The organism is Erythrobacter sp., from assembly GCF_030066995.1.
Classification (GTDB): domain Bacteria; phylum Pseudomonadota; class Alphaproteobacteria; order Sphingomonadales; family Sphingomonadaceae; genus Erythrobacter.
The window spans coordinates 73,920-96,067 of sequence record NZ_JASJAP010000004.1; the positions used below are offsets into that span (position 1 = coordinate 73,920).

Genomic DNA, 22,148 nt, shown 5'->3' on the forward strand with positions numbered 1-22,148 from the left:
CTGCGCCACCAAAAAACGCCGAGAGGGATTGAAACGCCTAGTGGCGTGCAATCTCTTCCTTGAGCGCGAGTTTTCGTTTCTTGAGGTATTGGACTGTTGCCGCATCGGGCGAAGGCCGGGCCAGTTCTTCGCGGAGCTTCGCGTCAAGACCGGCGTGTTTGGACTGGAGTGCATGGACGTGAGACGCGGTTCCTGTAGCCAAAGGTGAACCGGTTTCCGATAGAGCCATATTCGTTCTCCTATGCAATCGGGGGGCCGCCCCCGTGAAGCGACTCGGCGCATCGCAACCCAGTCGCTGGGAAATATCAAACACACATCGCTCCCACTTGCAAAGCGTGAGAATCCCCTAGTGCATCCACCGGTGCGAGAGCAGGGCTGAATTGAAGCTGCCATCCGACCGAAAATCCGGTAGAGACGCCGGCGCATGATCCGACACGAAAAAACCCACGAGAGCCAGGACACTGAACAAGGCAGGCGAGCGCCATGAATGAAGCCGAGCTTCAAAAACGGCTGGAATTGCTGCGTTCCGAGCATCGCGACCTCGACGCGGCCATTGTGGCGCTGAGCGAGGCGGGGCAGGAAAAAGGCTTTACCGACCAGCTCCAGATCGCCCGGCTGAAGAAGCGCAAGCTTCGCCTAAAGGATCAGATCGCCATTATCGAGGACACGCTGCTGCCCGACATTATCGCCTGACGCGTAAGCCGGGTTGCCTATACGCACCCGAATTGTCCCAAGCGGGTACGATTTCGCAAAATCAACGGGATAGTAACCATAGCGCGCTGGAGAATCGCGCCCGCGTGCCCTACAAATAGAGTCGAAATCCTCGATCAATCATGACTCGCACAAGCTCGCTCTCTAAGCCCATTATTGAGGCGCTATACACCGAGGCGCTCGTCCTTGCCGACGAAGTGCGCTCTGTGTTTGCGCATGGCGCAACACCGTCAGAGCCGAGCGTGGCGCGTCATGAGGACGCAATGGCACGACTGGCGCTCTCGACAGAAGGGCTGAAGACTACCACCCGGATGATGCACGTATTGGCGTGGCTCTTGAATCAGCGCGCCTACTTCTCCGGTGAGCTGAGCGAGAATCAGGTGCGTCAACATGGCGCCTTGCCCGCAGACCGCAGCGCCGACGCGGAGCAGATCGAGCGGCTGGAACCCGAGACCCGCGAACTCATCGCGGAAACCGAGCGGCTGCACCGCCGGATTGCGCGGCTAGACAACGCGTGGCGTGAACGGTTTGAACTGGGTAATTCGCCTGCGCGCGCGTTCCAGGAACGGATCGGGCGCGAGTTGGGCGGTTGAACCCAACAGCTACGCGGCCTTCAGCGCGGCCTTCCAACGCTTTAGGCGTTCAGCGCGGGTATCCGCGTCCATTGCGGGTTCGAATCGTTTGAGCTGTCCCTGCATGGCGACCGCTGCGCTCGCAAGGTTGTCATACAGTCCGGCGCCTACGGCCGCGAGCATGGCAGCGCCAAGGGCTGTGGTCTCGACAAAACCGGGGCGCTCCACAGGGACACCGAGCATGTCTGCCAGGTCCTGCGCCATCCATGTGTTGGCCGCCATTCCACCATCAATGCGCAGCGTCTCCCAGCGCGTGCCATCGGCGGCGAAGGCTTCAGCAAGGTCATGGGTTTGATGCGCCATTGCCTCCAGCGCTGCGCGCGCGAGCTCAGCCTTCCCGCTTGCAAAGCTCAATCCGCTGATCACGCCGCGCGCGTCCGCCCGCCAATGCGGCGCACCGAGGCCTGCGAGAGCGGGTACAATTGTGACCCCTCCGCTCGAAGGGATCGAGCGCGCGAGTTCCTCGGTCTGCGAGGCAACCTCGACAATGCCAAGCGAATCGCGCAGCCACTGAACCAGACTGCCCGCAACAAAAACGGAGCCTTCAATCGCGTAGGTGCGCTTACCGGCGATCTGAGTGAGAACGGTGCCCAGCAGTCGGTTCCGCGAACTGGGCGGCTTGGCGCCTTGGTTGGTAAGGACAAACGCGCCGGTACCATAGGTTGCCTTGGTCTCGCCCGGCTCAAGGCAGGCCTGCCCGATCGTCGCCGCCTGCTGGTCCCCGACGAGCCCGGTGATGGGTATCTCGCGCCCAAACAGGGAAGCGTCGGTCACCGCGAGCGCGCCCGACATGTCCGTGACCGTCGGCAGCGCAGAGACCGGTACACCGAACAGGTCGCACAGATCCGGGCTGAATTGCGCGTCTTCCAGTCCCATCAGGAGTGTGCGGCTGGCGTTGCTGGCGTCGGTGATATGGACGCTGCCTTCCTTCCGCCCACCCGTCAATTTGTAAACAAGCCAGCTTTCGATTGTGCCGAAAGCGAGTGTGTCAGCCTCGGCAGCCGCCTTCACTTCGGCCACGTTGTCGAGCATCCAGCGCATCTTGGTGCCCGAGAAATAGGGGTCCAGGAGAAGCCCGGTCTTGGCTTGGACCTCCGATTCCTCGCCGGCTTCGCGCAGCTCGGCGCATAATGGCTCGGTGCGCCGATCCTGCCAGACGATCGCGCGCGTCAGCGGCTCGCCGGTCGCGGTATCCCAGGCGACTACGGTTTCGCGCTGGTTGGTGATTCCGATCCCGGCGATCATCGCCGCGCCGCCCGCCTTGGGGATCACTTCGAGCGCGCATTGGCGCGTCTTGTCCCAGATCTCGGCCGCGTCGTGCTCGACCCATCCGGCTTGCGGATAGTGCTGATCGAGCTCCTTCTGCGCGTTCGCGACTAACACGCCGTCTCTGGCAAAGAGCATGGCGCGGGTCGATGTGGTGCCTTCGTCGAGGACAAGGATGTAGTCAGACATATCCGTCGGTTACCGCTTCGCTGCTTGAGCGCGACAATACGCCCGCCCTCCCGTTTGACGTGACTTCTGCCATCACTCCCTCCATATGCAAACCCATGGCTGGATTACCTCCGAAACCGTGGCCGACAGGGGCCTGTGAACAGCTCGACCTGCTGATCGCGCGAGTGTTGGCGCCTAATCCCTCGCCCTACACTTACACCGGCACGCAGACCTATGTGGTGGGCAGCAAGGGCGGCCCCGACTGCGCGGTTATCGACCCCGGCCCGAACGATCCTGACCATATCGAAGCCATCCTGGCCGCTGTTGGTGAGCGCGCCGTCACCGCGATCATGTGCACGCACACCCACCGCGACCATTCGCCTGCCGCCGCGCCGCTAGCCGCGACGACGGGCGCTTCGATCATCGGCTGCGCGCCACTGGTCTTGAAGAGTAACTTGCCCCGCTCCGACGAGGCGTTTGATACGACCTATGATCCCGACCGCGTCCTCGAAGACGGCGAACAAATGCGAGGGACGGGCTGGACGCTCACCGCGGTGGCGACACCGGGTCACACGTCCAATCACCTGTGCTTTGCGCTGGAAGAGAGCGCCGCGTTGTTCACCGGCGATCACGTCATGGGCTGGTCCACCAGCGTTGTAATCCCGCCCGATGGTGACATGGGCGATTACATGGCGAGCCTTGAGAAACTTCAGGCGCGCGACGATGTGGTCTACCACTCCGCCCATGGCGCCGCGATCACCAAACCAAGGCAATTGGTGCGCGGCATGATAGGTCACCGCCGCCAGCGCGAGAACCAGATTTTGCGCCTGATGGGCGAGCGCGCAAGGCCCGTGGCTGAGTTCATTCCTGACATGTACAAAGGCCTCGACCCGCGCCTCATCCCGGCGGCCGAGATGAGCGTAACAGCGCATCTCATAGACCTTGAGCGGCGCGGTATGGCGGCGCTGAAAGGCGAGGTCTGGCGGGCGCGCTAACGGTGATGACGCCGATTAGAGTTTGTGCGAATTTTGGGGCGGTGAGCTGCCGTCAGGCTTCTCCGTTGCACTGCATGCTCTCAATCTGCTGGGATTTAGGATCGAATATGATCGTGACCAGATCGCAACCGCCGTCCAAGATCATCGGTAGATCACGGTAGTTATCAAACCAGCGCGACTGATTTGCCCGTCCGAATAGGTCTGCATTCGCGTTCTCTTGGACTGCGAATTCTGCTTTCTCGGCGTCCGTGCATGGTCGTGACCCCAAGTCTTTAAGAATCACTTCGCAACCATAGTCACTATCGCGAGCCTTCATCGGCCATGGCATGACATAGACTGCGACCACCTTGCCATCAGGTCGCAATGCATAGTTGCGCGAGTATTCGCCGAACGCCCGCGCGCCATTGGGCAACTCCACCGCAGTCTCAATAGCTCGCATAACCAACTCATGTTCCGGGGCTTGCTGCTGCGAACACGCTGCTCCGCTAATCAGTGCAACAGAGTAGAATAGTACTCTCATCGGAACTCCATTACCCAGACAGTCGATCACCGCAACTGAGATCGGAAACCGACTTCAGCCCAACTCGCCCTTCGCAAAGTCTTCCGCCAGCTGGAACTTCTGGATTTTGCCCGATCCGGTGAGCGGAAATTCCTTAACCCAGACCCAGTGCGCCGGCGTCTTTTGCGGTGACAGGCGCTCGCGGATAAAGCCTTTCAGGTCATCATCGCTAGGGTGCTCAAACCCATCGACAATCCTCAAGAAAGCGGCGACGATCTCGCCCCATTTCTCGTCCGGGACGCCCGCCACTGCGACCTCCGCGATTGCGGGGTGTTCGAGCAGCGCGGCTTCGATCTCGGCAGGAAACAGGTTTTCGCCGCCGCGAATGATCATCTCCTTCACTCGGCCGGTGATCTTCACATAGCCGCGCGCATCCATGCTCCCGAGATCGCCCGTATGCAGCCAGCCTTCTTCGTCAATTGTCTCCGCGGTCGCCTTCGGGTTGTCGTTATAGCCAGCCATCATGTTGAAGCCGCGCATGCAAATCTCGCCCTGCTCATCCAGAGCGCACACGGTGTTGTCACTTGGCGAGCGGATTGAGACATCCATGTGGCTGCAGGGCTGCCCGATTGTCTCGATCAAATCGCTGCCTGTGTCAGTGGGCCATGAGGCGGTGATTGCAGGTGATGTTTCGGTCTGGCCATAAACGATCAGGATCGGCACGCCGTACACTTGCTTCGCCTTTGCGTTGAGCGCAGCTGGCACCATGGCCCCGCCGCTTACCACCGTCTCAACGCTTGAGACATCGGTGCCGGTCGCCGCGGCGGCTTCCATGATGGCAAAGTGCATCGTCGGTACTCCGCCCAAGATCTCGGGCTTTTCGCGCTCGATCGCCTTAGCCACGGCAATCGGATCAAAGAGCGTGACCAGCAGCAAAGTTGCCCCCTGGGCAAGGCAGCCCAGCACGCAAACCGCACTGCCTGCCGTGTGGAACAGCGGGAACGGCCCGGTCACCGTCTTTCCAGCCGTGATGCCCCAGCGCACGAAGAGGTCCTCATTGCTCTGGATGAGGCCATGTTGATGAAGCAGCACGCCTTTGGGGAACCCGGTCGTGCCCGACGTATACTGGATCATACAGATATCGAGTGGATTGGTCTGTCGCAGTTCGCCGTCGCCCTCGCCTGCAAGCAGCTCTCCGGGATCCTCTATATCAATGATGAAGTCAGACGCCGGCAATCCAGCCGCAGCCTCGTCCACAACCGGGCGCAGCGGCGTGCCGCGCACAAAGGGCTGATAGTAAACGGCGCTTGAATTCGATTGTTCGAGTACATAGCGCACCTCACGCGGTAGGAAGCTGGGATTGACAGTTACCAGCACCAGCCCGGCCAGAGCTGCTCCCAGTTCAACAAGCACCCATTCCGGGCAATTGCCGCCCATGATCGCGATCCGGGTGCCGACCGGATGCCGCGCCGCCAACGCGCGCCCGCAGCGTTCGGCGTCAGCAAGAAGCTGGGCGAAAGTCCATTCGCGGCCCACCGTGCCATCCGCCAGCAACTCACGCAGCGCTTTTGCATCCGGGCGGATCGCGACCTGCTCGCGCAGCACCTCCTCAACGGTACGCTCGCGATAGGTGCTGTCGGGCTGCGCTGGAAAATGGGCTTCGGTCAGTTTGACGTCGTACATGGTCCTCTCCCCGCTTGTGATGTAGCACAGTCGCACAGAAAACCGCTCGAAATTGCGGCAACAATTCCTATACTGAGCGTAACAAAGTTATTCGAGGGATCGAGGATGAGTTTTGAAAACGCCCCGCCACGTGGCGAAGAATTGATTGCAGAGATCAATCGGCTTCGCAGGGAGCGCAACGCCGTTATCCTCGCGCATTATTACCAGTCGCCCGACATTCAGGACATCGCCGACTTCATCGGCGATTCGCTTCAGCTCTCGCAGCTGGCTGCGGAGACCGACGCGGACGTTATCGCGTTTTGCGGCGTCAAGTTCATGGCCGATACCGCCAAGATCCTATCGCCCGAAAAGACTGTTGTGCTGCCCGACATGGACGCCGGGTGCAGCCTCGAAGACAGCTGCCCGCCCGAAAAGTTCAAGGCGTTCCGCGAAGCGCACCCCGATCACATCGCGCTCACCTATATCAACTGCTCGACCGAGGTGAAAGCCTTGAGCGATGTGATCGTCACCTCTTCCAGCGCGGAGACGATCCTCGAGCAGATCCCCAAGGACCAGAAAATCATCTTCGGCCCCGATCGGCACCTTGGCGGGTATCTGAGCCGCAAGTTCAATCGCGAAATGCTGCTGTGGCCGGGCGTGTGCATCGTCCATGAAGCTTTTAGCGAAACCGAGCTGTTGAAACTCAAGGAACAGTATCCCGATGCCCCCATTGCCGCGCACCCTGAGTGCCCGCCGACGATTGTCGATCACGCGGATTACGTCGGCTCGACCAGCGGCATCCTGAAGTTCGCCAAAGACTTCGACGGCGACACTCTGATCGTGGCAACCGAACCGCACATCATGCACCAGATGGAGAAGGCGCTGCCCGAGAAGACCTTCATCGGCGCGCCCGGAGCGGATGGGAACTGCAACTGCAACATCTGCCCATACATGGCGCTCAACACGATGGAGAAGCTCTACGTGGCGCTGCGCGATCTGGAACCACGTATCGAGATCGAGGAGGAGCTGCGCGTGAAGGCCAAAAAGAGCCTCGATGCCATGCTGGAGCTTGCCAAGGGCACGGTGGGCCAGGGCGACCTGGGACGCGTGATTTCGAAGGCGGATGGGTGAACGGCCCACGGCTCATTCTCCGGGCCGCGGTTGCGGGCGCGCTGGCCGGCGCAGCAGGCGCTTCAGCGCAACCACAGGCCACCTCGAACTTTCACTCGGTCGGTATTGATGTCGACCCGAACGACGAAGAAGCCTTTACCCGCTCGATCCTCGGTCTGACCAAGGATTGCGCGCTTATTGAACTTGACGAAGACGATCTGGTTTGTCGCCGCGAAACCGATAAAGGCGGGCAAATCTGGATTGGCCTGAGAAAGAAAGGTGGCGCGCATGAGGTCGTCACCGCCAATCCGGGCTTTGTAGGCAAAAGCAAATTTCCGGTCCGTATCCAGGGTGTGCAGTCCGACCCCGAATGGGAGCCATTCGAATACCGCCTGGAGGTCACCTTTTCCGACTACGATATTCCGCTGCTGATCGAACTGGCCGACCCGCGCGAAGCCTCGCGATTCCGCGACTTGGACACGCCACAAGAACTAACGCTCGATGTGACGGCGTTCACTTTCAACCCGGAAATCTTTGCAGATGAGGAGGCGTTTCGGGATGCTCAACAAGAGCTTGGAGACAACGTTTCCTACGCGACCGATTTCTTTATCCCTTCGGGCCTCTTCGGCGAGAACACGAGTTCGCGCGCAACCTTTGGTGGCGAAATCATCGATGCGGAGAGAGTGAATACAAACGCAGGTGCAAGCCATTGGCGCGCTCTGGTAAAGGTGCAGGGCGGCGGCACGGTGAATGTCGTGTTCGACGATATCTGGTCCGAGCTTGAGCCCAAGCCCGGACATCTTATCAGCGGCGCATTCTGGCTCAGCGCGCAGATTCCGGCGGCAGAGTGACGCACTAGGCGCGCCGCTGCACCACCCGTGCGGCGACCAACGCGCTTCCCAACAAAGCCATCCCGACAAGGTCGAGCCAAGTCAGTCTCTCGCCAAAGACGCTATAGCCGATCGCCGCCGCAATCGCGGGCTGGGTCAGCAGAGTGAGGCCGATGATCAGCGGCGGAAAGTGGCCGAGCGAATAGACCAACAGCCCCTGCCCGATCAGCTGGCTTGAAACGAACAGCACTACAATCGGCGTCCAGTCGGTGGGCCAGACCGGTTCGCCGCGCGCGAAAGCCAAGGCGAGGAGCACCGGGCAGGCAAAAACACTCACCCACACCAGCAGGCTCCACGATCCGAACCGGGAGCGCTCGCCTTGCAGGCTAAGCAGATACACCGCGTAGAGCAGCCCTGCGGCAATGCAGAACAGATCGCCCACGAAGCTCGTTTGCGAGATCTCGAGGCTGCGCCCCAGAAGAATGCCCGCACCCGAAAGCGCGAAAACAATTGCCAGCCATTCAGCGCCGCGCGGCAAGGTGCGCGCGACCAGGAAACCCCAGAACAACAGGACGACGCTGCCCACGTTGCCGAACAGGGTCGCGTTGCCCAGCCGTGTCATGCCGATGCCGATATGCCAACTCGCTAGGTCGCCGGCAAAAGCCACCGCCCCAAGGCCCACGAGCGCAAGCGACTTTCCTGGAATACCGCCAATCCTCTGGCCGGCAACCTTCGCAAAGACCAGCAGAAAGGGAAGCGCCAGGAACAAGCGCCAGAAAGCCGCGCTCACTTCGCCCGTATCCGTGAGGCGGACGAGCCAGGGCCCCAGCGCCAGCGCAAAATTCCCGCCCAGCAAGGCAGCAAGCAATAGCGCGCTGCGCAGAGCGCCACCGCGCTCGCCAAGCTGCGCTTTGCCAAGGTGAGCCTTTTCCATGGTTGCGCCCTAGCTGCGCATGGCCCAAGTGCAATCCCAACTCGAAACGAAGAGGAGAAACCTCATGCAGCACGAAGCCCTGTTTAAGCCGCTCACCATGGGGGCGCTCACCGCCAAGAACCGCATCTTCATGGCCCCGCTCACGCGCGGGCGCGCCGCCGATCCGATGTTCGTCCCCAACGCCATGATGGGCACCTATTACCGCCAGCGCTCGGGCGCGGGTATGATCCTGACCGAAGCCACCGGGATAAGCACAGAGGGCCTGGGCTGGCCCAGCGCACCGGGTATCTGGTCCGACGAGCAAACCGAGGCTTGGAAGCCGATCGTCGAAGGCGTGCACGAAAAAGGTGGCCTGATCGCGATGCAGCTGTGGCACATGGGGCGGATCGTTCACCCCTATTATCTCGATGACGAGCCGCCTGTTTCGGCCAGCGCGACCAAGGCCCCAGGCGAAGCGCACACGCCGGTCGGCAAGCAGGAGTTCGTAACCGCGCGGGCGATGACCAAGGACGATATCGAGCGCACGATCGACGATTACCGACAAGCCGCCGAGAACGCGAAGAAGGCGGGGTTCGACGCGGTTCAACTGCACGCGGCGAATGGTTATCTGGTCGACCAGTTCCTGCGTGACGGGACCAATCACCGCGACGACGATTACGGCGGGAGCCCGGAAAACCGCACGCGCTTCATGCGCGAAGCGCTCGAGGCGATTGTCGATGTCTGGGGCGCGGACCGCACGGGCATCCGGCTTTCACCAAACGGTGACAGCCAGGGCACCGATGACAGCAACCCGCCCGCGACCTTCGGCGCGGCGGCCAAGGTCATTGAAGAGATGGGCCTTGCCTTCCTGGAATTGCGCCAGCCCGGCCCCGATGGCACTTTTGGCCGCACCGACGTGCCTCAGCAGGACGCGTTGATCCGCTCGCTCTATTCGGGCGCGCTCATCCTCAACTCCGACTACACACCGCAAGAGGCCGACGAGGATGTCTCCAGCGGACGCTGCGATGCGGTCAGCTTCGGCCGCCCGTATATCTCGAACCCCGATCTCGACAAGCGCATCGCTGCAGGCGCTGAGTTGAATCCCAACAAGGACGCCCCCAAGAGCTGGTACTTCCCGGTTGCCGAGGGTTACATTGACTACCCGACGCTCGACGAGGAAAGGGCAGCGGCCTGACCTCAGCGGCCTGACTATACGCGCAGCGCCTCTGGCTACTGGGCCGGGCCCTGCCCTGGAGGGTCATCCGGCGGTGTCGGCGTGGGCGTGTCGGTAACCGGCGGCGCGAGGGGGAGCGGGGTTTCTTCTGGCAGCGTTTCGTCCGGCTGATCCTGCATCTCGGTTGGAGCTGGTGCCTGGGCTGCAGGCGCAGCGATCGCGCTTTCGAATTCGCCGGTCGCTTCGTTGACCGGTGCATCATTCACCGGTGCATCGCCAAACGTTGGCGATTGCGAGCGCAACGCCTCAAGGGGTATCATTGCGTCGCTAATTGAGCCGCCGAGCACGTCGCCCTCCGCCTCGCCGCCATCTTCGATCGGCTCGGCCTCCTCCGGTGCCGCGGAGTCACCGCACGCGCCCAGCGCTAGCGTCAGCGCCGTCAAAGCCAGCCATCGAGGCGTCACGTTGCGCATTTCCCGCGCCCACTTCCGCCCAACGCGGCAAGAAAGCTCGGAACGCGCGCGATCAGCGCCTCGTCCCAGTCAGCAGCGCTCAGCGTATTGCCCAACTTTGCAAGGCTGGTGACGCCAAACTCCTGAATACCGCAAGGCACGATCCCGTCGAAATGCGAGAGATCGGGATCAAGATTGACCGAAAAGCCATGCATCGTCACCCAGCGCCGCACGCGCACCCCGATCGCGCCGATCTTGGCCTCTCGTCCGTCGACATCGCGCGTCCAGATGCCCACGCGGCCATCGACGGCCCATGCCTCGATCCCGAAATCGGCGAGAGTTGCGATCACCCAACCCTCAATCGCGTGAACGAAACAGCGCACATCCTTGCCGCGCTTAGCAAGATCAAGGATCAAGTAGCCCACGCGCTGGCCTGGCCCGTGGTAAGTGTATCGCCCGCCGCGCCCGGTCTTGATGACATCGAAGCGCGGATCAACAAGTTCGGCGGGGTCCGCGCTAGTCCCGGCCGTGTAGACGGGCGGGTGCTCCAAGAGCCAGATCCGCTCAGGCGCCTTGCCTTCGCGGACGCTCTTGTTGCGAGCCTCCATAGCTTCGAGCGCCTCCCTATACGGTACTGGATCCTGCTCGCGCTTCCATTCGAGCGCGTCGGCGTCAAAGGCCGATGATGGGGCTACGCTTGCCATCATCGGTGCGTGGGGGCATTGGCGAGCGAGATCAAGACCCAAGCGCGCATTTTGAGGGATCAACCCGGCGGTGACACAGAAGAAACCAGTGGCAGAAGCGAGCGGCAAGCTTGACCTAAACGCCGTGTGGAGCCGCGGCACCGCGCTGCTGCTCGAGAACAGCCAGCTTATCGCTATCCTTGCCGGAGTTTTTGTCTTTTTGCCCACCGCGGGGTTGCAGTTCACGCTGCCAGCGGACGCCCAGATCGAAGGCCCGATGACGGCCCTACTCGACATGGAGTCTTCAGAGGCGACCAAGGAAAAGGCGGCACAGACCCTGGGAGAATTGCTCGCGCCGTTTCTAACGCTCTCCGGGTTGAGCCTTGTGGTCAACCATGTCGGGTACGCCGCCATTGTCGCTTTGATCGGTCGCGCGCGGCCGACGGTGGGGCAGGCGCTGGCCCAGGCCTTCCGCGTGATCTTCCCGCTGCTGCTCGCCTTGCTGATCGCCGCGCTTGCGATCTACGCGGTGCTCATTGCGCTGCAAGTGGTGCTCAGCCCCTTGGGACCAGCGGTCGCGATCTTCCTCGGGTCCATTGTTGGGCTATTGTTCGCCTTCTTTGTGACCGCGCGCCTCTTCTTGACCCTGCCGGTGATGGTGCTTGAGTGGAGGCTCAATCCGCTCAAAGCGCTCGCTCGTTCCTGGCGGCTGACGGCGCAAAGCGCAAGCAATGTGTTTGGTTTCTGGATGTTGATGGCGGTGGCGTGGTTCGTTTCGCTGCTGTTCGAGATCGTCCTTTCGACCGGCCTTGCCAGCATACCGGGTCCCGGCTCAATCGCGTTCTTGATCGACGGCTTGCTGGGCGGTGTGTTCGCGATGGTCTGGGGTTCGATCTACTGCGCGATGGGAGTGGCCATGCACGCGCAGCTCAAAGGCCCTGACGCGGGTGACATCGCCGCAAAATTCGAGTGACAGACCTTAGCGAGTGAGAGCGTTGCGCAACGGCAATGATTGAACCGCGCGCGCCGCTGGCCTAGCGACACGCGCATGGCTGACGCCGATCCAACTTCAACCAGCGCGCCAGCGCGCTCTCCAGCGCACCAGGAGGCGTCGGCGAAGGCAGCTTACCGGCCCATCTCCTCGGGCCGGATGGCGTTGCTCTTCACCGTGATGCTGGTCACTGCAGCGGGCAATACGGCGATGCAGTCTGTGATGCCCTCAATCGGCACAGCGCTAAAGGTCGAGGATTTCTGGATCAGCCTCGCCTACAGCTGGTCTGCCTTGCTCTGGGTAACGTGCGCGCCGATCTGGGCACGGCGATCGGACAAGCGCGGTCGCAAGGCGATGATGGCGCTGGGCCTCGTCGGCTTCATCGGGTCGATGGGGCTATGCGGGCTCATACTGTGGGCGGGGCTCGCTGGCTGGTTCGGTGCGCTCACGACGCTGATCGTCTTCGCCGCCGCGCGCAGCCTTTACGGCCTGTTCGGAAGCGCCGCGCCGCCGGCGGTGCAGGCCTATGTCGCCGCGCGCACGCCGCGCTCCGAGCGCACGAACGCGTTGTCGCTCATCGCGTCGAGCTTTGGGCTGGGCACGGTGATCGGTCCGGTGCTGGCCCCATTGTTGGTGATTCCATTCTTCGGCATCGGCCTCACCGGACCGTTTCTGAGCTTCGCGCTCGTTGGCGTGGTCGCCTTGGTCCTCCTGCGCCTTCGGCTGCCCAACGATGAGCCGCAATTTGCCGCGCGCGGTCAGGCGGTCGCCTATTCGGGAGGCGCTGACGCCGCTCCGCCTGACGAAGACGAGCTTGAAAGTGACGCCGAAGGAGCGGATCGAAAAGGTCAGCTCACGCGCCTGCGCTGGTTCGAGCCGCGTCTTCGCCCCTGGGTAGTGTCGGGCCTGGTTGGTGGGCACGCGCAGGCGATGATCATGGGAATTGCGGGCTTTCTCGTGCTCGACCGGCTGGGCCTGCGCAGCAGCCCGGAAGAGGGCGCGAGCCTGGTCAGCCTCGTGCTCGTCTTTGGCGCGCTCGCCACACTGCTGGCGCAATGGGGGTTGATCCCTCGCTTTCGGATCGGCCCGCGCGCTGCAACCTTATCGGGAATGATGGTGGCAGCGCTGGGCACCATGATCTTAAGCGTCGCGAGCGATGTCTACGCGCTCTCGCTCGGCTTTGCTGTGGCCTCGCTCGGCTTCGGTCTGTTCCGCCCTGGTACCACTTCGGGCACGTCGCTGGCCGTGACGCGTGCGGAACAGGGTCAGGCCTCTGGCATCGTCTCAAGCGTCGCGGGCGCGAGCTTCATCTACGCGCCCGCCGTCGGCGTGTGGCTCTACAACACGAACGAACCGATTGCCTTTGGCCTGATCGCGGCTCTGTGTCTGGCTGTGACAATATTCGGCTGGCGCGGCTTGGCGCTCGACAGCGATCTGACGCGGGACCGGTAGCCTCTCACAGGAGCTTTAGCACCTCATCCTGAGGACGGCACAGAGCAACGCCCTTCTCCGTTTCGACCAGCGGGCGTTCGATCAGAATGGGGTCAGCCACCATCGCACGCAGCACGGTTTCCGCGTCAGCATCAGGGAGCCCGCGTTCCTCAGCATCCGTGCCACGCAGGCGCAGGCCCTGCTGAGGAGTGATCCGCGCGTCGGCATAGAGTTGTGCGAGTTTGTCGCGCGTCGGCGGATCCTTCAGATATTCGACAACGGTCACATCGACTTTGGAAAGGTTTTCCAGAATGGCGAGCGTCTTGCGCGATGTGCCGCATTTGGGGTTGTGCCAGATCGTCGCTTTCATCGGTTTCTCTCCCGCAGCTTGGTGTCGATAGCCTCTTAACTCGGCGCGACATTTTTACCACAGCGCATCGCGAACTGAGAACGGTTCTCAATCTCGCTTGCAGGTGCGAGTAAGTTGCAATAGCCGCCTGATCGAGGGGTCAAAGTGCGCGCGCGCTCTTTTTCGACGGCAAAGGAAACTCCATGATCACGACTTCGACGCGCGCTGCGCTTCTTTTGACGGGTACGCTTGTCGCCTATCCCGCTCTTGCAAATGGCGCCGCGCCCGAAACTTCAGGCGCTGAGACCGCTGAAGAGCGGGACAAAACCATCATAGTCAACGGCGAGGTTCTTTATTCCAACCAGATTGCCGCGCTGCGCACGCCGACCGAGATCATCGACGTGCCGCAAAGTTTGACCATCACGACCGATGAGGAGATTCTCGAACGCGGTTGGACCAGCATAGGCCAAATCGTCGACTACACGCCAGGTGTGAACATGTCGCAGGGCGAAGGCCACCGCGACGCGATTGTCTTTCGCGGCGTGCGCTCAACTGCCGATTTCTTCATCGATGGGGTGCGCGACGACGTGCAGTACTATCGCAGCCTCTACAACCTCGAACAGGTGGAAATCTTGCGCGGCCCCAACGCGCTTTTGTTTGGCCGCGGGGGCACGGGCGGCGTTCTGAACCGCGTGACCAAAAAGGGCACGATCGGCGAGACCTTCGGCGGTGGTCAAGTCGCCATCGACACGTATGGTGAGGCCAGCGTTCAGGGCGACTGGAATTTCGCGGCGACTGAGAATGTCGCGATCCGACTAAACGCGGCCTATGAAAACCTTAACAATCACCGCGACTTTTACGACGGCGACCGGATCGGCGTGAACCCGACAGCGCGCTTCCAGCTCAGCCCGGCAACGGTCCTCGATCTCTCCTACGAATACGCCAATCACGAACGGTTCGTGGATCGCGGCATTCCCACCGGCGCCGATGGCCGCCCGGTCGAAGCGCTTGAGGAGATCACCTTCGGAGATCCCGAGGCGAACCTCAACACGCTCGAAGCGCATCTGCTGCGCGCCAATCTCAGCCATGAATTTTCCGAGAGCTTCAAAGGCAACTTTTCCGCGTTCTACGGCGACTATGACAAGTTCTATTCGAACTTCTTCGCCACCGATTACGATGAAGCCTCCAACGTCGTCGAGCTCGATGGCTATGTCGACGAAGTCGATCGCCAGAACCTGATCCTGTCCGGCAACCTTATCGGCGAATTCAAGACCGGCAGCGTGGAACACACGCTGATCTTCGGGGGAGAGTACATCAACACCTCTTCCGACCAGTTCCGCTTCAATTCGTTCTTCGACACCTCTCAAGACGACCGCGAAACGTTTCTCGCAGAGCGTCCGATCACGCTTCGCAACAATACAGGCTTCAACGCAGCGGGGCAGGCCACGACCAACACCTTCAGCGATCTCAACGACGACACCCGCGTCACAATCGATGTGTTCTCGGCCTTTGTTCAGGACGAGATCAAACTCACCGACTGGGTCAACCTTGTTCTCGGAGCGCGATTCGACCGCTTCGATATTGAAGTCGATGACCTTGTCGACGGCACCTTCCTGACCCGTGTCGACGAAGAGTTCAGCCCGCGCGGGGGGCTGATCTTCAAACCGGCGCAGAACATCTCGATCTATGCCAGCTACTCGGAAAGCTTCCTTCCGCGTTCCGGCGAGCAATTTGCGGATCTCGGCGGCGGCGCGGATGCGTTGGCACCTGATACATTCACCAACCTCGAAGCGGGCATCAAGGTCGATATCGAACCGCGCCTTAGCCTGACCATGGCGGTGTTCGAGATCGAGCAGAGTTCTCCGCAACCGAACGACGATGATCCCGCGACGCTGGAAGTGATCGATTCCACGATCCAGGGCTTCGAAATCCAGCTTAACGGGACAATCACCGATTTCTGGACGGTCCAGGCCGGCTACAGCTATCTCGATGGCGAACAGGTCGATGAGTTCGGCAACGGCACAGGCCTACGGTTGCGCGAATTGCCGGAGAACATGGTCAGCCTTTGGAACAGCTTTCAGGCCTCGGAGCGCGTGGGCCTTGGTATCGGCTTCACGCATCAGGGGCAGAGTTTCATCAACAACTCGAACACCGCCGTGTTGCCCGCCTATACGCGCTTTGACGCGGCCGCGTGGTGGGACGTGTCCGAAAGTCTGCGCGTCCAGCTCAATGTCGAGAACCTCACCGACGAACTCTACTTCCCCAACAGCCACGCCACGCATCAGGCGACCGTGGGCCAGCCTTTCAACGCGCGCCTTGCCCTGACAGGCCGCTTCTAGGAGGTCAGTCGCTATCCGATGAAGCCTTGGAGGTTTCCGGCACGGACAGCGCCGGAACCGCAGCCGCCGCGTCCTGCGCGCGAATACCCGAGGCTGGTGCGGCGCTGACGCTCTCTTGGCGCAGCATGATGCGCCCGGCACGCTGCACGGTGCGCACAAGCCGAGGATAAGTACCATCGCGGCAATATATGCCGTCGAGCGCCTCAATAATCTCTTGTTCGCTCGGCGCGGGGTTGCGCTCAAGAAGGGCGGCCCCTGCTATGACAAGGGCGGACGTGTTGTAGCCGCTCTGGATCGCCTGTTCGGCAACCATGGCCTGCTGCATGGGATGCGAGCGATCGCGACTTAGCCCCTCGATCGTTGTGATCTCGCGTCCCTCGGCCTCAGCCAGAGTGATGCGGCAAGAACGCAGCGCCACGCCATCGACCAGCGCAAGGCATACGCCGCATTCGCAGTCCTCCTGCCCCCCGCCGCTTTTCGTGCCGGTGAGGTTGGCCGCTTCGCGCAGGGCGTAAAGTAGCGGCGTGCGCGGATCGAGCTCAAATTCGACCGGTGCGCCGTTGATGGTCATGCGCGACATGCGCGGATCCTGTCAGTGCGCGATCAGGTGCGCCAGCTGTCATCGATCCGGGAGACACGGCGTTTCCAGGCTTCGAAATCAAACACACCTGCTCCGCCTTGGCTCTGCATGACAGAGATGTCGCGCTGGTGGACGTCGACGACCTCTTGCGGGACGATTTCAGGGTTGCCCTGCGAAAGGGTCGCGATCTGGATCTCGCAGGCGCGTTGGAGCGCCCACATCTTCACGAACATGCCCTGGATGGTCTTGTCCATCACCACGGGCCCGTGATTGCGCAGCATCAGGATCGAATGATCGCCTAAATTCTCAACTAGCCGTTCGCCCTCTTCTTCACGCACAGTCACGCCCTCAAAGTCGTGATAGCCGACCTGGTTCTGGAAATTGCAGGCGTAGAAATTGGTCGGCATCAGGCCGTCCTTGTGGCTGCACACGGCCATGGTCGCGGTTGTGTGCACATGGCAGATTGCCTGTGCGCGTTCGCCCAGATGCTTGTGGAAATAGGCGTGCTGCGTGAAGCCTGCCTTGTTTACCATGTATTGCGACGGTCCGACATTATTGCCCTCGACATCGATCTTGACGAGGTTGGAGGCGGTCACTTCGTCGTAGAGCAGACCAAAAGGATTGATTAGGAACGTGTCCTTCTCGCCCGGCACCTTCACCGAAATGTGGTTATAGATCGATTCCGACCAGCCCAGGTGATCAAAAATGCGATAGCACGCAGCCAGGTCCAAACGGGCCTGCCATTCTTCAGGACTGCATTCGATATTGGGTTGCAACTGGGTGGCCATTGCCGCGATCCTCTCTTTGTCCAAATGCGCCGTCTTCTATCGCATCACGCGGTGGCGCGCGACAGAATTCTTGCGAACGCGCCTTCAGGAACAGGGGGGATGCGCGGCGCGTTGCCTATCTTGAAACTCGCGCTGTCGTGTATCGAAGGTAATCTCTTTTGCGCCTCACCCCAACCCGAGCTAGGCGCGCGCCTGCATGAGCGCGAACGCTTCCGATACAAAGAACGACACGATCGCCAAACTGATCGAGGGACCGATTACCGGGCACTTGGTCAGCCAAACTCTGCCCGGCATAATCGGCGTAGCTGCGATCATGTCGATTGGCCTCGTGGACGCCTATTTCATCGGACAACTGGGCAACGATCCACTGGCAGCGATCTCGTTCATCTTTCCGGTCTCAGTTGCGCTGTCTTCACTGGGCGTGGGCGTGATGGTCGGGATCAATTCTGTAGTCAGCCGTGCGCTGGGCGAAGGCGATGAAGACAAGGCGCAGCGGCGCGCAACATTTGGTATTGTCTTTGCTCTGGCGTGCGGTCTCCTTCTTGCAGCATGCGTGTTTGCGCTGATCGATCCCCTGTTTGAGGTGATGAACGCGCAAGAGGCAGTGCGCCCGTTGATTCGGACCTACATGGTGCCTTACTCGCTGGGATTCCCCCTGCTGCTGCTCATCATGGGGTTCAACGGCGTGCTCAGAGCACAAGGCGAGGCGCGTCGCTCAAGCTATGTTAACATATCCTACGCCGCCGCCAACTGGGTTTTGGACCCGCTGCTGATCACAGGCGCCTTCGGGCTTGATGGATTTGGCATTGTCGGGGCCGCTTACGCAACAGTCGCCGGTTGGGGCGTAGGTCTCGCCTTTGCGCTGCTGATGGTTCGTCAATCGGACATCCGGATCGATCTGTCCGCCCTGAAGCGTTCGAACCTGCTCGATCCGGCGGTATCCATTCTCAAGGTCGGTGGTCCTGCAGCGTTCTCAAACGCGATCAACCCGATCGGACTATCGATCCTGACTGCGATTATCGCCAGCCAGGGCCAGGACGCGGTCGCGGGCTTTGGCGCGGCGGGGCGATTGCAGAGCTTCGCGACCGTGCCGCTTCTCGCGCTTTCGGGCTCGATTGGAGCCATTGTGGGCCAGAACTGGGGCGCGCGCGAATTTGAGCGTGCGCGCGAAGCGGCGATCTGGGCGGGCGGCTTTTGCATCGTCTGGGGCCTTGGCACGGCAATCCTGCTGTTTGCCGCAGGCGAGTGGTTCGGCGCGCTGTTCACTGATGACCCAGCCGTGATCCGCGAATTCGCGCTCTACATCCGCGTCGCCGCGTGGGGCTATGCAGGCTTTGGCGTGCTGATCGTCGCGAACGGTATTCTCAACGCGGTCGACAAGGCGGGTTTCGCGCTCACCCAGTCGATCCTTCGTGTGTTTCTCGTCATGCTGCCGTTTGCCCTGCTTATGGACCAGACGCTGGGTTCGAGCGCAATCTACGCGGCAGAGCTTGCCGCCAACCTGTTCGGCGGGATCACGGGAGCCGCGCTCGTCTGGTGGGTGCTCGGCCGCGTCGCCCGGCGTTAAGGCCTGCCATGTTGAGCGAGGATCGGCGCTAGGCGTTCGTTAACCATCCGTTGGCATACGGTATGTTCAAGTTACCCGAGAAACCCGACACCCTTTGGGGGCGCTGCGCACCATGGACGACCTGCTGGCGGATTTCGTCGCCGAAACACGCGAAATGCTGGAGGCCAGCGAGGGCGAAATCATCGCTTGGGAAGCCAATCCGGCCGACGGATCGCGGATCGATGCCATCTTTCGCTTCGTCCACACAGTTAAGGGCAATTGCGGCTTCTTCGATTTCCCACGACTCGCCGAGCTAAGCCACGCCGCGGAAGACGCGCTGGCCGATGTTCGGGCCGAGCGGCGCGAGGCCAACGCCACACTTGTTTCCGCTGTGCTGCGCGTCATCGATCGTATCGTGGAACTGATCGACGCAATTGAAGCGAGTGGCGCTTGCCCCGCAGGCAGTGATACGGACTTAATCGCTGGACTGGAGGAAGGGAACGAAGATGGCCAGCTTCTCATCGGCGAGAGCAACGCAATGGGCTTGGATACCGGTAGCGCCAGTCCTAGCGCGCTCGGTTCATCGACGACCGCCTCCACACCGATACAGCGCACGATCCGCCTGCCAGTCGATCTGCTCGACCGGGTGATGAGCGGCGTTTCAGACATGGTTCTGGCGCGCAACGATCTGGCTCACCGCCTGCGTCAGGCCGGCAATCAGCCGACCATCGATGGTCCGTTCGAGCGGCTCACCACCATCCTTACCGATGTGCGTGACGCGATCACCCGGATGCGCATGCAGCGGATCGAAACCCTGTTCAGCGCGCTACCCCGCCTTGTACGCGATCTTTCGACCGAGCTTGGCAAGCAGGTGCTGATCGATCTTGAAGGCGGCGACGTCGAACTCGATCGCGAGATGATAGAGACTGTGCGCGACCCGCTCACGCACATCATCCGCAACGCCATCGACCACGGTGTCGAGCGGCCACGCGATCGTCTGAATCAAGGCAAGCGCGAGACCGCCCTTCTCTCCATCGCCGCGCGTCAGTCGGGCAACACGATTTCGATCGTTGTCAGCGATGATGGGCGCGGGATCGATGAGGAGAAGATCGCAGCCAAAGCAATCGCGACCGGCCTCATTACCGAAGCCGAGCACAAGGCGATGAACCGTGAGACCATCCTGCAGCTCATTTTTGAACCGGGTTTTTCGACCGCTGAGGAAGTCAGCAATGTGTCGGGACGCGGTGTTGGCCTGGATGTTGTGCGCGAAAACCTCGAGAGGGTTGGCGGTAGCATCAAGGTTTCCAGCACCGTGGGCGTGGGCACTTTGTTCACGCTGCAAATACCGCTCACCCTCAGCATCATCGCCGGACTCACGGTGGAAGTCGCCAGCCAGCGCTTCGCCATACCGCAGAGCTATGTCGAGGAAATCATCCACGCCTCGGCCAAATCGCTCGATTGCACCCATATCGGCGAGACCTCGCTCGTGACCTTCCGCGGCCAGCGCGTACCATGCCTCGTGCTAGCCGAAGTGCTGGATCTGCCCGATGGCGAAATTGACGAGGCGAACCGCTCCATGGTCATGCTGCGCCTTGCCAGCGGCGACCTGTTCGCGCTCGCGGTCGACAACATTCACAGCCATGGCGATATCGTGGTCAAGCCTCTTGCTCCAGCTGTCATGAAAAGCGGTCTCTATGCGGGCTCAACCCTGCTTGATGACGGCCAGCCGGTCCTCCTACTCGATGTAACCAACATCGCGGCGCTGCACGATCTCGTCTCCGATGCACGCACCCGCGTCCTCAGCGACGCGGTAGCGGAGGAAGAACGTCAGGAAGAAACCTTGCCGCGCGCGATGCTTTTCACCGACTTCGAAGGGCGGCGCCGCGCGTTCCGGCTTGAATTGGTGCAACGCATTGAGACCGCGCCCGCCGATGCGATTGATCGCACCTCCGCCTCACCGCGCGCCGTGATCGATGGGAACATCCTGCCGCTGATTGGCCTGCCCGAGGGCCCACTGCCCTCGGAGAAGGTTCGCCTGCTTCGCTTGACCGACGGCGTCTCACAGCTGCTTCACGCGGTGCGCGAAGTGGACGACGCGGTGGCGCTGATCGAGCCGCTCAAGCCCGTGGCGGATGACGCGCTTGTCGAAGCGGTCACATTGATCGACGGGCAGACCGTTTCCCTGATCGACGGCCACGAAGTCTTTGCGCGCTACGCTGAGGTGCCTCAGCCCGCAGCGCGCCCGCTCTGCCTGCTGCCCGAAGGCGAATGGGCAAGCACTATTCTGGCCCCGCTGGTTTCCGCTGCAGGGTATGATGCCGTTCCACGCGGCACACGCGAGGAGAGTGAAAAGGGAGGAAGCGACGGCGCGCTTTCAATCTGGTTCGAAGACGAATTCGAAGCCGCCCTCGCGCTCGACATGGATATTGCGCAGCCCGTTCTACGCCTGCGCGATCACCCCGACGCGCCTGAAGGCAGTCAGACGATCTATCGCTATGACAGGGAAGCTCTGATGAGCGCGCTTCAAGCGGCCCGAACCCCCGCCACGAAAGGAGAAGCCGCGTGAACGATCTTCTCGTGATGGCCCAGATCGCCGGGCGTCGCTGTGCCTTGCCAGCGGGCGATGTGAAATCGGTGATCGAGCTGGGCGCGATCACACCTGTCCCGCGCAGCCCGGACTTCATCGCGGGTATTACCGCCTTGCGCAGTCAGGCGCTGACCGTGATAGACTGCCGTCTCGCGCTCGGCTTTCCGGTGATCGAATGGGCGACCGATCACCGCGCCGCGGTGGTCCATGTCGGGGGCCACTCCTACGCGTTGATGGTCGATGCGATCGAGGATATCGCGACGGGCCGCACTCACCCGGAGAACGTACCAGGCGGGTTTGGCCGGGAATGGGCGCGCGTAGCCACCGGTATGGTCGAGACCGCGATTGGCCCCGCGCTTCTGATTGATATGCCCGCGCTGATCGCCGGTCCCGAACCGCTCGGAGCTGCGGCTTAATCCAAAAGTTACGGATGGTTCCTAAG

Annotated in this window: 22 protein-coding genes; 12 read left to right on the forward strand and 10 right to left on the reverse strand. The window is 61.5% G+C overall.

Features of this window, described 5'->3' with window-relative positions:
- Positions 1-37: 37 nt before the first annotated feature.
- Positions 38-229, reverse strand: coding sequence for a YdcH family protein (locus tag QNI87_RS10480; RefSeq protein ID WP_300596211.1), 192 nt, complete (start codon positions 227-229; stop codon positions 38-40).
- A gap of 254 nt (positions 230-483) precedes the next feature.
- Here QNI87_RS10480 and QNI87_RS10485 point away from each other — a divergent pair, with 254 nt between their 5' ends.
- Positions 484-693, forward strand: a complete 210-nt coding sequence (locus tag QNI87_RS10485; RefSeq protein WP_300596213.1) for a DUF465 domain-containing protein — start codon at positions 484-486, stop codon at positions 691-693.
- Positions 694-833: 140 nt separating this feature from the next.
- On the forward strand, positions 834-1,304 hold the full coding sequence (locus tag QNI87_RS10490) for a DUF1465 family protein (protein WP_300596215.1): 471 nt from the start codon (positions 834-836) through the stop codon (positions 1,302-1,304).
- A gap of 9 nt (positions 1,305-1,313) precedes the next feature.
- On the opposite strand, the gene glpK is transcribed toward QNI87_RS10490, so the two are convergent.
- Entirely contained in the window at positions 1,314-2,798 is a 1,485-nt protein-coding gene (gene glpK / locus QNI87_RS10495) for a glycerol kinase GlpK (RefSeq protein ID WP_300596217.1), read from the reverse strand.
- Positions 2,799-2,893: 95 nt separating this feature from the next.
- On the opposite strand from glpK, the gene QNI87_RS10500 reads away from it, so the two are divergent.
- Positions 2,894-3,772 carry an MBL fold metallo-hydrolase gene (locus QNI87_RS10500; RefSeq protein ID WP_300596219.1) on the forward strand — a complete coding sequence of 293 codons (879 nt, stop codon included), beginning with the start codon at positions 2,894-2,896 and terminating at the stop codon, positions 3,770-3,772.
- Positions 3,773-3,824: 52 nt separating this feature from the next.
- Here QNI87_RS10500 and QNI87_RS10505 read toward each other — a convergent pair whose 3' ends face one another.
- Both QNI87_RS10505 and QNI87_RS10510 read right to left on the reverse strand, forming a co-directional pair.
- Complete coding sequence (locus tag QNI87_RS10505; protein ID WP_300596221.1) at positions 3,825-4,292, reverse strand: hypothetical protein; 468 nt, start codon at positions 4,290-4,292, stop codon at positions 3,825-3,827.
- A gap of 54 nt (positions 4,293-4,346) precedes the next feature.
- On the reverse strand, positions 4,347-5,954 hold the full coding sequence (locus tag QNI87_RS10510) for an AMP-binding protein (RefSeq protein WP_300596223.1): 1,608 nt from the start codon (positions 5,952-5,954) through the stop codon (positions 4,347-4,349).
- Between the two features lie 105 nt (positions 5,955-6,059).
- Here QNI87_RS10510 and nadA point away from each other — a divergent pair, with 105 nt between their 5' ends.
- Positions 6,060-7,064 carry a quinolinate synthase NadA gene (nadA, locus tag QNI87_RS10515; protein ID WP_300596225.1) on the forward strand — a complete coding sequence of 335 codons (1,005 nt, stop codon included), beginning with the start codon at positions 6,060-6,062 and terminating at the stop codon, positions 7,062-7,064.
- On the forward strand, positions 7,061-7,894 hold the full coding sequence (locus QNI87_RS10520) for a hypothetical protein (protein WP_300596227.1): 834 nt from the start codon (positions 7,061-7,063) through the stop codon (positions 7,892-7,894). Before nadA ends, QNI87_RS10520 begins: the two co-directional genes overlap by 4 nt.
- A 4-nt stretch (positions 7,895-7,898) precedes the next feature.
- On the opposite strand, the gene QNI87_RS10525 is transcribed toward QNI87_RS10520, so the two are convergent.
- Positions 7,899-8,807 (reverse strand): DMT family transporter, encoded by a 909-nt coding sequence (locus QNI87_RS10525; RefSeq protein ID WP_300596229.1) that lies wholly within the window; start codon positions 8,805-8,807, stop codon positions 7,899-7,901.
- A 64-nt stretch (positions 8,808-8,871) separates the two neighbouring features.
- Between QNI87_RS10525 and QNI87_RS10530 the strand changes: the two genes are divergently transcribed.
- Positions 8,872-9,981, forward strand: coding sequence for an alkene reductase (locus tag QNI87_RS10530; RefSeq protein ID WP_300596231.1), 1,110 nt, complete (start codon positions 8,872-8,874; stop codon positions 9,979-9,981).
- 35 nt (positions 9,982-10,016) lie between these two features.
- On the opposite strand, the gene QNI87_RS10535 is transcribed toward QNI87_RS10530, so the two are convergent.
- Together QNI87_RS10535 and lipB are read right to left on the reverse strand one after the other, a co-directional pair.
- Complete coding sequence (locus QNI87_RS10535) at positions 10,017-10,433, reverse strand: hypothetical protein (protein ID WP_300596233.1); 417 nt, start codon at positions 10,431-10,433, stop codon at positions 10,017-10,019.
- Positions 10,421-11,116: a lipoyl(octanoyl) transferase LipB gene (lipB, locus tag QNI87_RS10540; RefSeq protein WP_300596236.1), complete on the reverse strand. Its 696-nt coding sequence runs from the start codon at positions 11,114-11,116 to the stop codon at positions 10,421-10,423. The genes QNI87_RS10535 and lipB overlap by 13 nt, the downstream gene beginning before the upstream one ends.
- 70 nt (positions 11,117-11,186) lie before the next feature.
- Between lipB and QNI87_RS10545 the strand changes: the two genes are divergently transcribed.
- Both QNI87_RS10545 and QNI87_RS10550 read left to right on the forward strand, forming a co-directional pair.
- Positions 11,187-12,068 carry a hypothetical protein gene (locus QNI87_RS10545; protein WP_300596238.1) on the forward strand — a complete coding sequence of 294 codons (882 nt, stop codon included), beginning with the start codon at positions 11,187-11,189 and terminating at the stop codon, positions 12,066-12,068.
- 75 nt (positions 12,069-12,143) lie between these two features.
- Complete coding sequence (locus QNI87_RS10550; protein ID WP_300596240.1) at positions 12,144-13,538, forward strand: MFS transporter; 1,395 nt, start codon at positions 12,144-12,146, stop codon at positions 13,536-13,538.
- Between the two features lie 4 nt (positions 13,539-13,542).
- Here the strand turns inward: QNI87_RS10550 and QNI87_RS10555 are convergent, their stop codons facing one another.
- Positions 13,543-13,887 carry an arsenate reductase family protein gene (locus QNI87_RS10555; protein ID WP_300596242.1) on the reverse strand — a complete coding sequence of 115 codons (345 nt, stop codon included), beginning with the start codon at positions 13,885-13,887 and terminating at the stop codon, positions 13,543-13,545.
- A gap of 182 nt (positions 13,888-14,069) precedes the next feature.
- On the opposite strand from QNI87_RS10555, the gene QNI87_RS10560 reads away from it, so the two are divergent.
- Positions 14,070-16,205 carry a TonB-dependent receptor gene (locus QNI87_RS10560; RefSeq protein WP_300596244.1) on the forward strand — a complete coding sequence of 712 codons (2,136 nt, stop codon included), beginning with the start codon at positions 14,070-14,072 and terminating at the stop codon, positions 16,203-16,205.
- A gap of 4 nt (positions 16,206-16,209) precedes the next feature.
- Here the strand turns inward: QNI87_RS10560 and QNI87_RS10565 are convergent, their stop codons facing one another.
- Both QNI87_RS10565 and QNI87_RS10570 read right to left on the reverse strand, forming a co-directional pair.
- Positions 16,210-16,785, reverse strand: coding sequence for a (2Fe-2S)-binding protein (locus QNI87_RS10565; RefSeq protein ID WP_300596246.1), 576 nt, complete (start codon positions 16,783-16,785; stop codon positions 16,210-16,212).
- Between the two features lie 23 nt (positions 16,786-16,808).
- Positions 16,809-17,573, reverse strand: a complete 765-nt coding sequence (locus QNI87_RS10570) for a class II aldolase/adducin family protein (RefSeq protein WP_300596248.1) — start codon at positions 17,571-17,573, stop codon at positions 16,809-16,811.
- A gap of 196 nt (positions 17,574-17,769) precedes the next feature.
- On the opposite strand from QNI87_RS10570, the gene QNI87_RS10575 reads away from it, so the two are divergent.
- The 3 genes from QNI87_RS10575 (at position 17,770) to QNI87_RS10585 (ending at position 22,122) form a co-directional block, all read left to right on the forward strand.
- Positions 17,770-19,140 carry an MATE family efflux transporter gene (locus tag QNI87_RS10575; RefSeq protein WP_300596250.1) on the forward strand — a complete coding sequence of 457 codons (1,371 nt, stop codon included), beginning with the start codon at positions 17,770-17,772 and terminating at the stop codon, positions 19,138-19,140.
- A gap of 112 nt (positions 19,141-19,252) precedes the next feature.
- Positions 19,253-21,685: a chemotaxis protein CheA gene (locus QNI87_RS10580; RefSeq protein WP_300596252.1), complete on the forward strand. Its 2,433-nt coding sequence runs from the start codon at positions 19,253-19,255 to the stop codon at positions 21,683-21,685.
- A complete protein-coding gene (locus QNI87_RS10585) occupies positions 21,682-22,122 on the forward strand; it encodes a chemotaxis protein CheW (protein WP_300596254.1) in 441 nt (146 codons plus the stop codon). The genes QNI87_RS10580 and QNI87_RS10585 overlap by 4 nt, the downstream gene beginning before the upstream one ends.
- Positions 22,123-22,148: the final 26 nt, after the last annotated feature.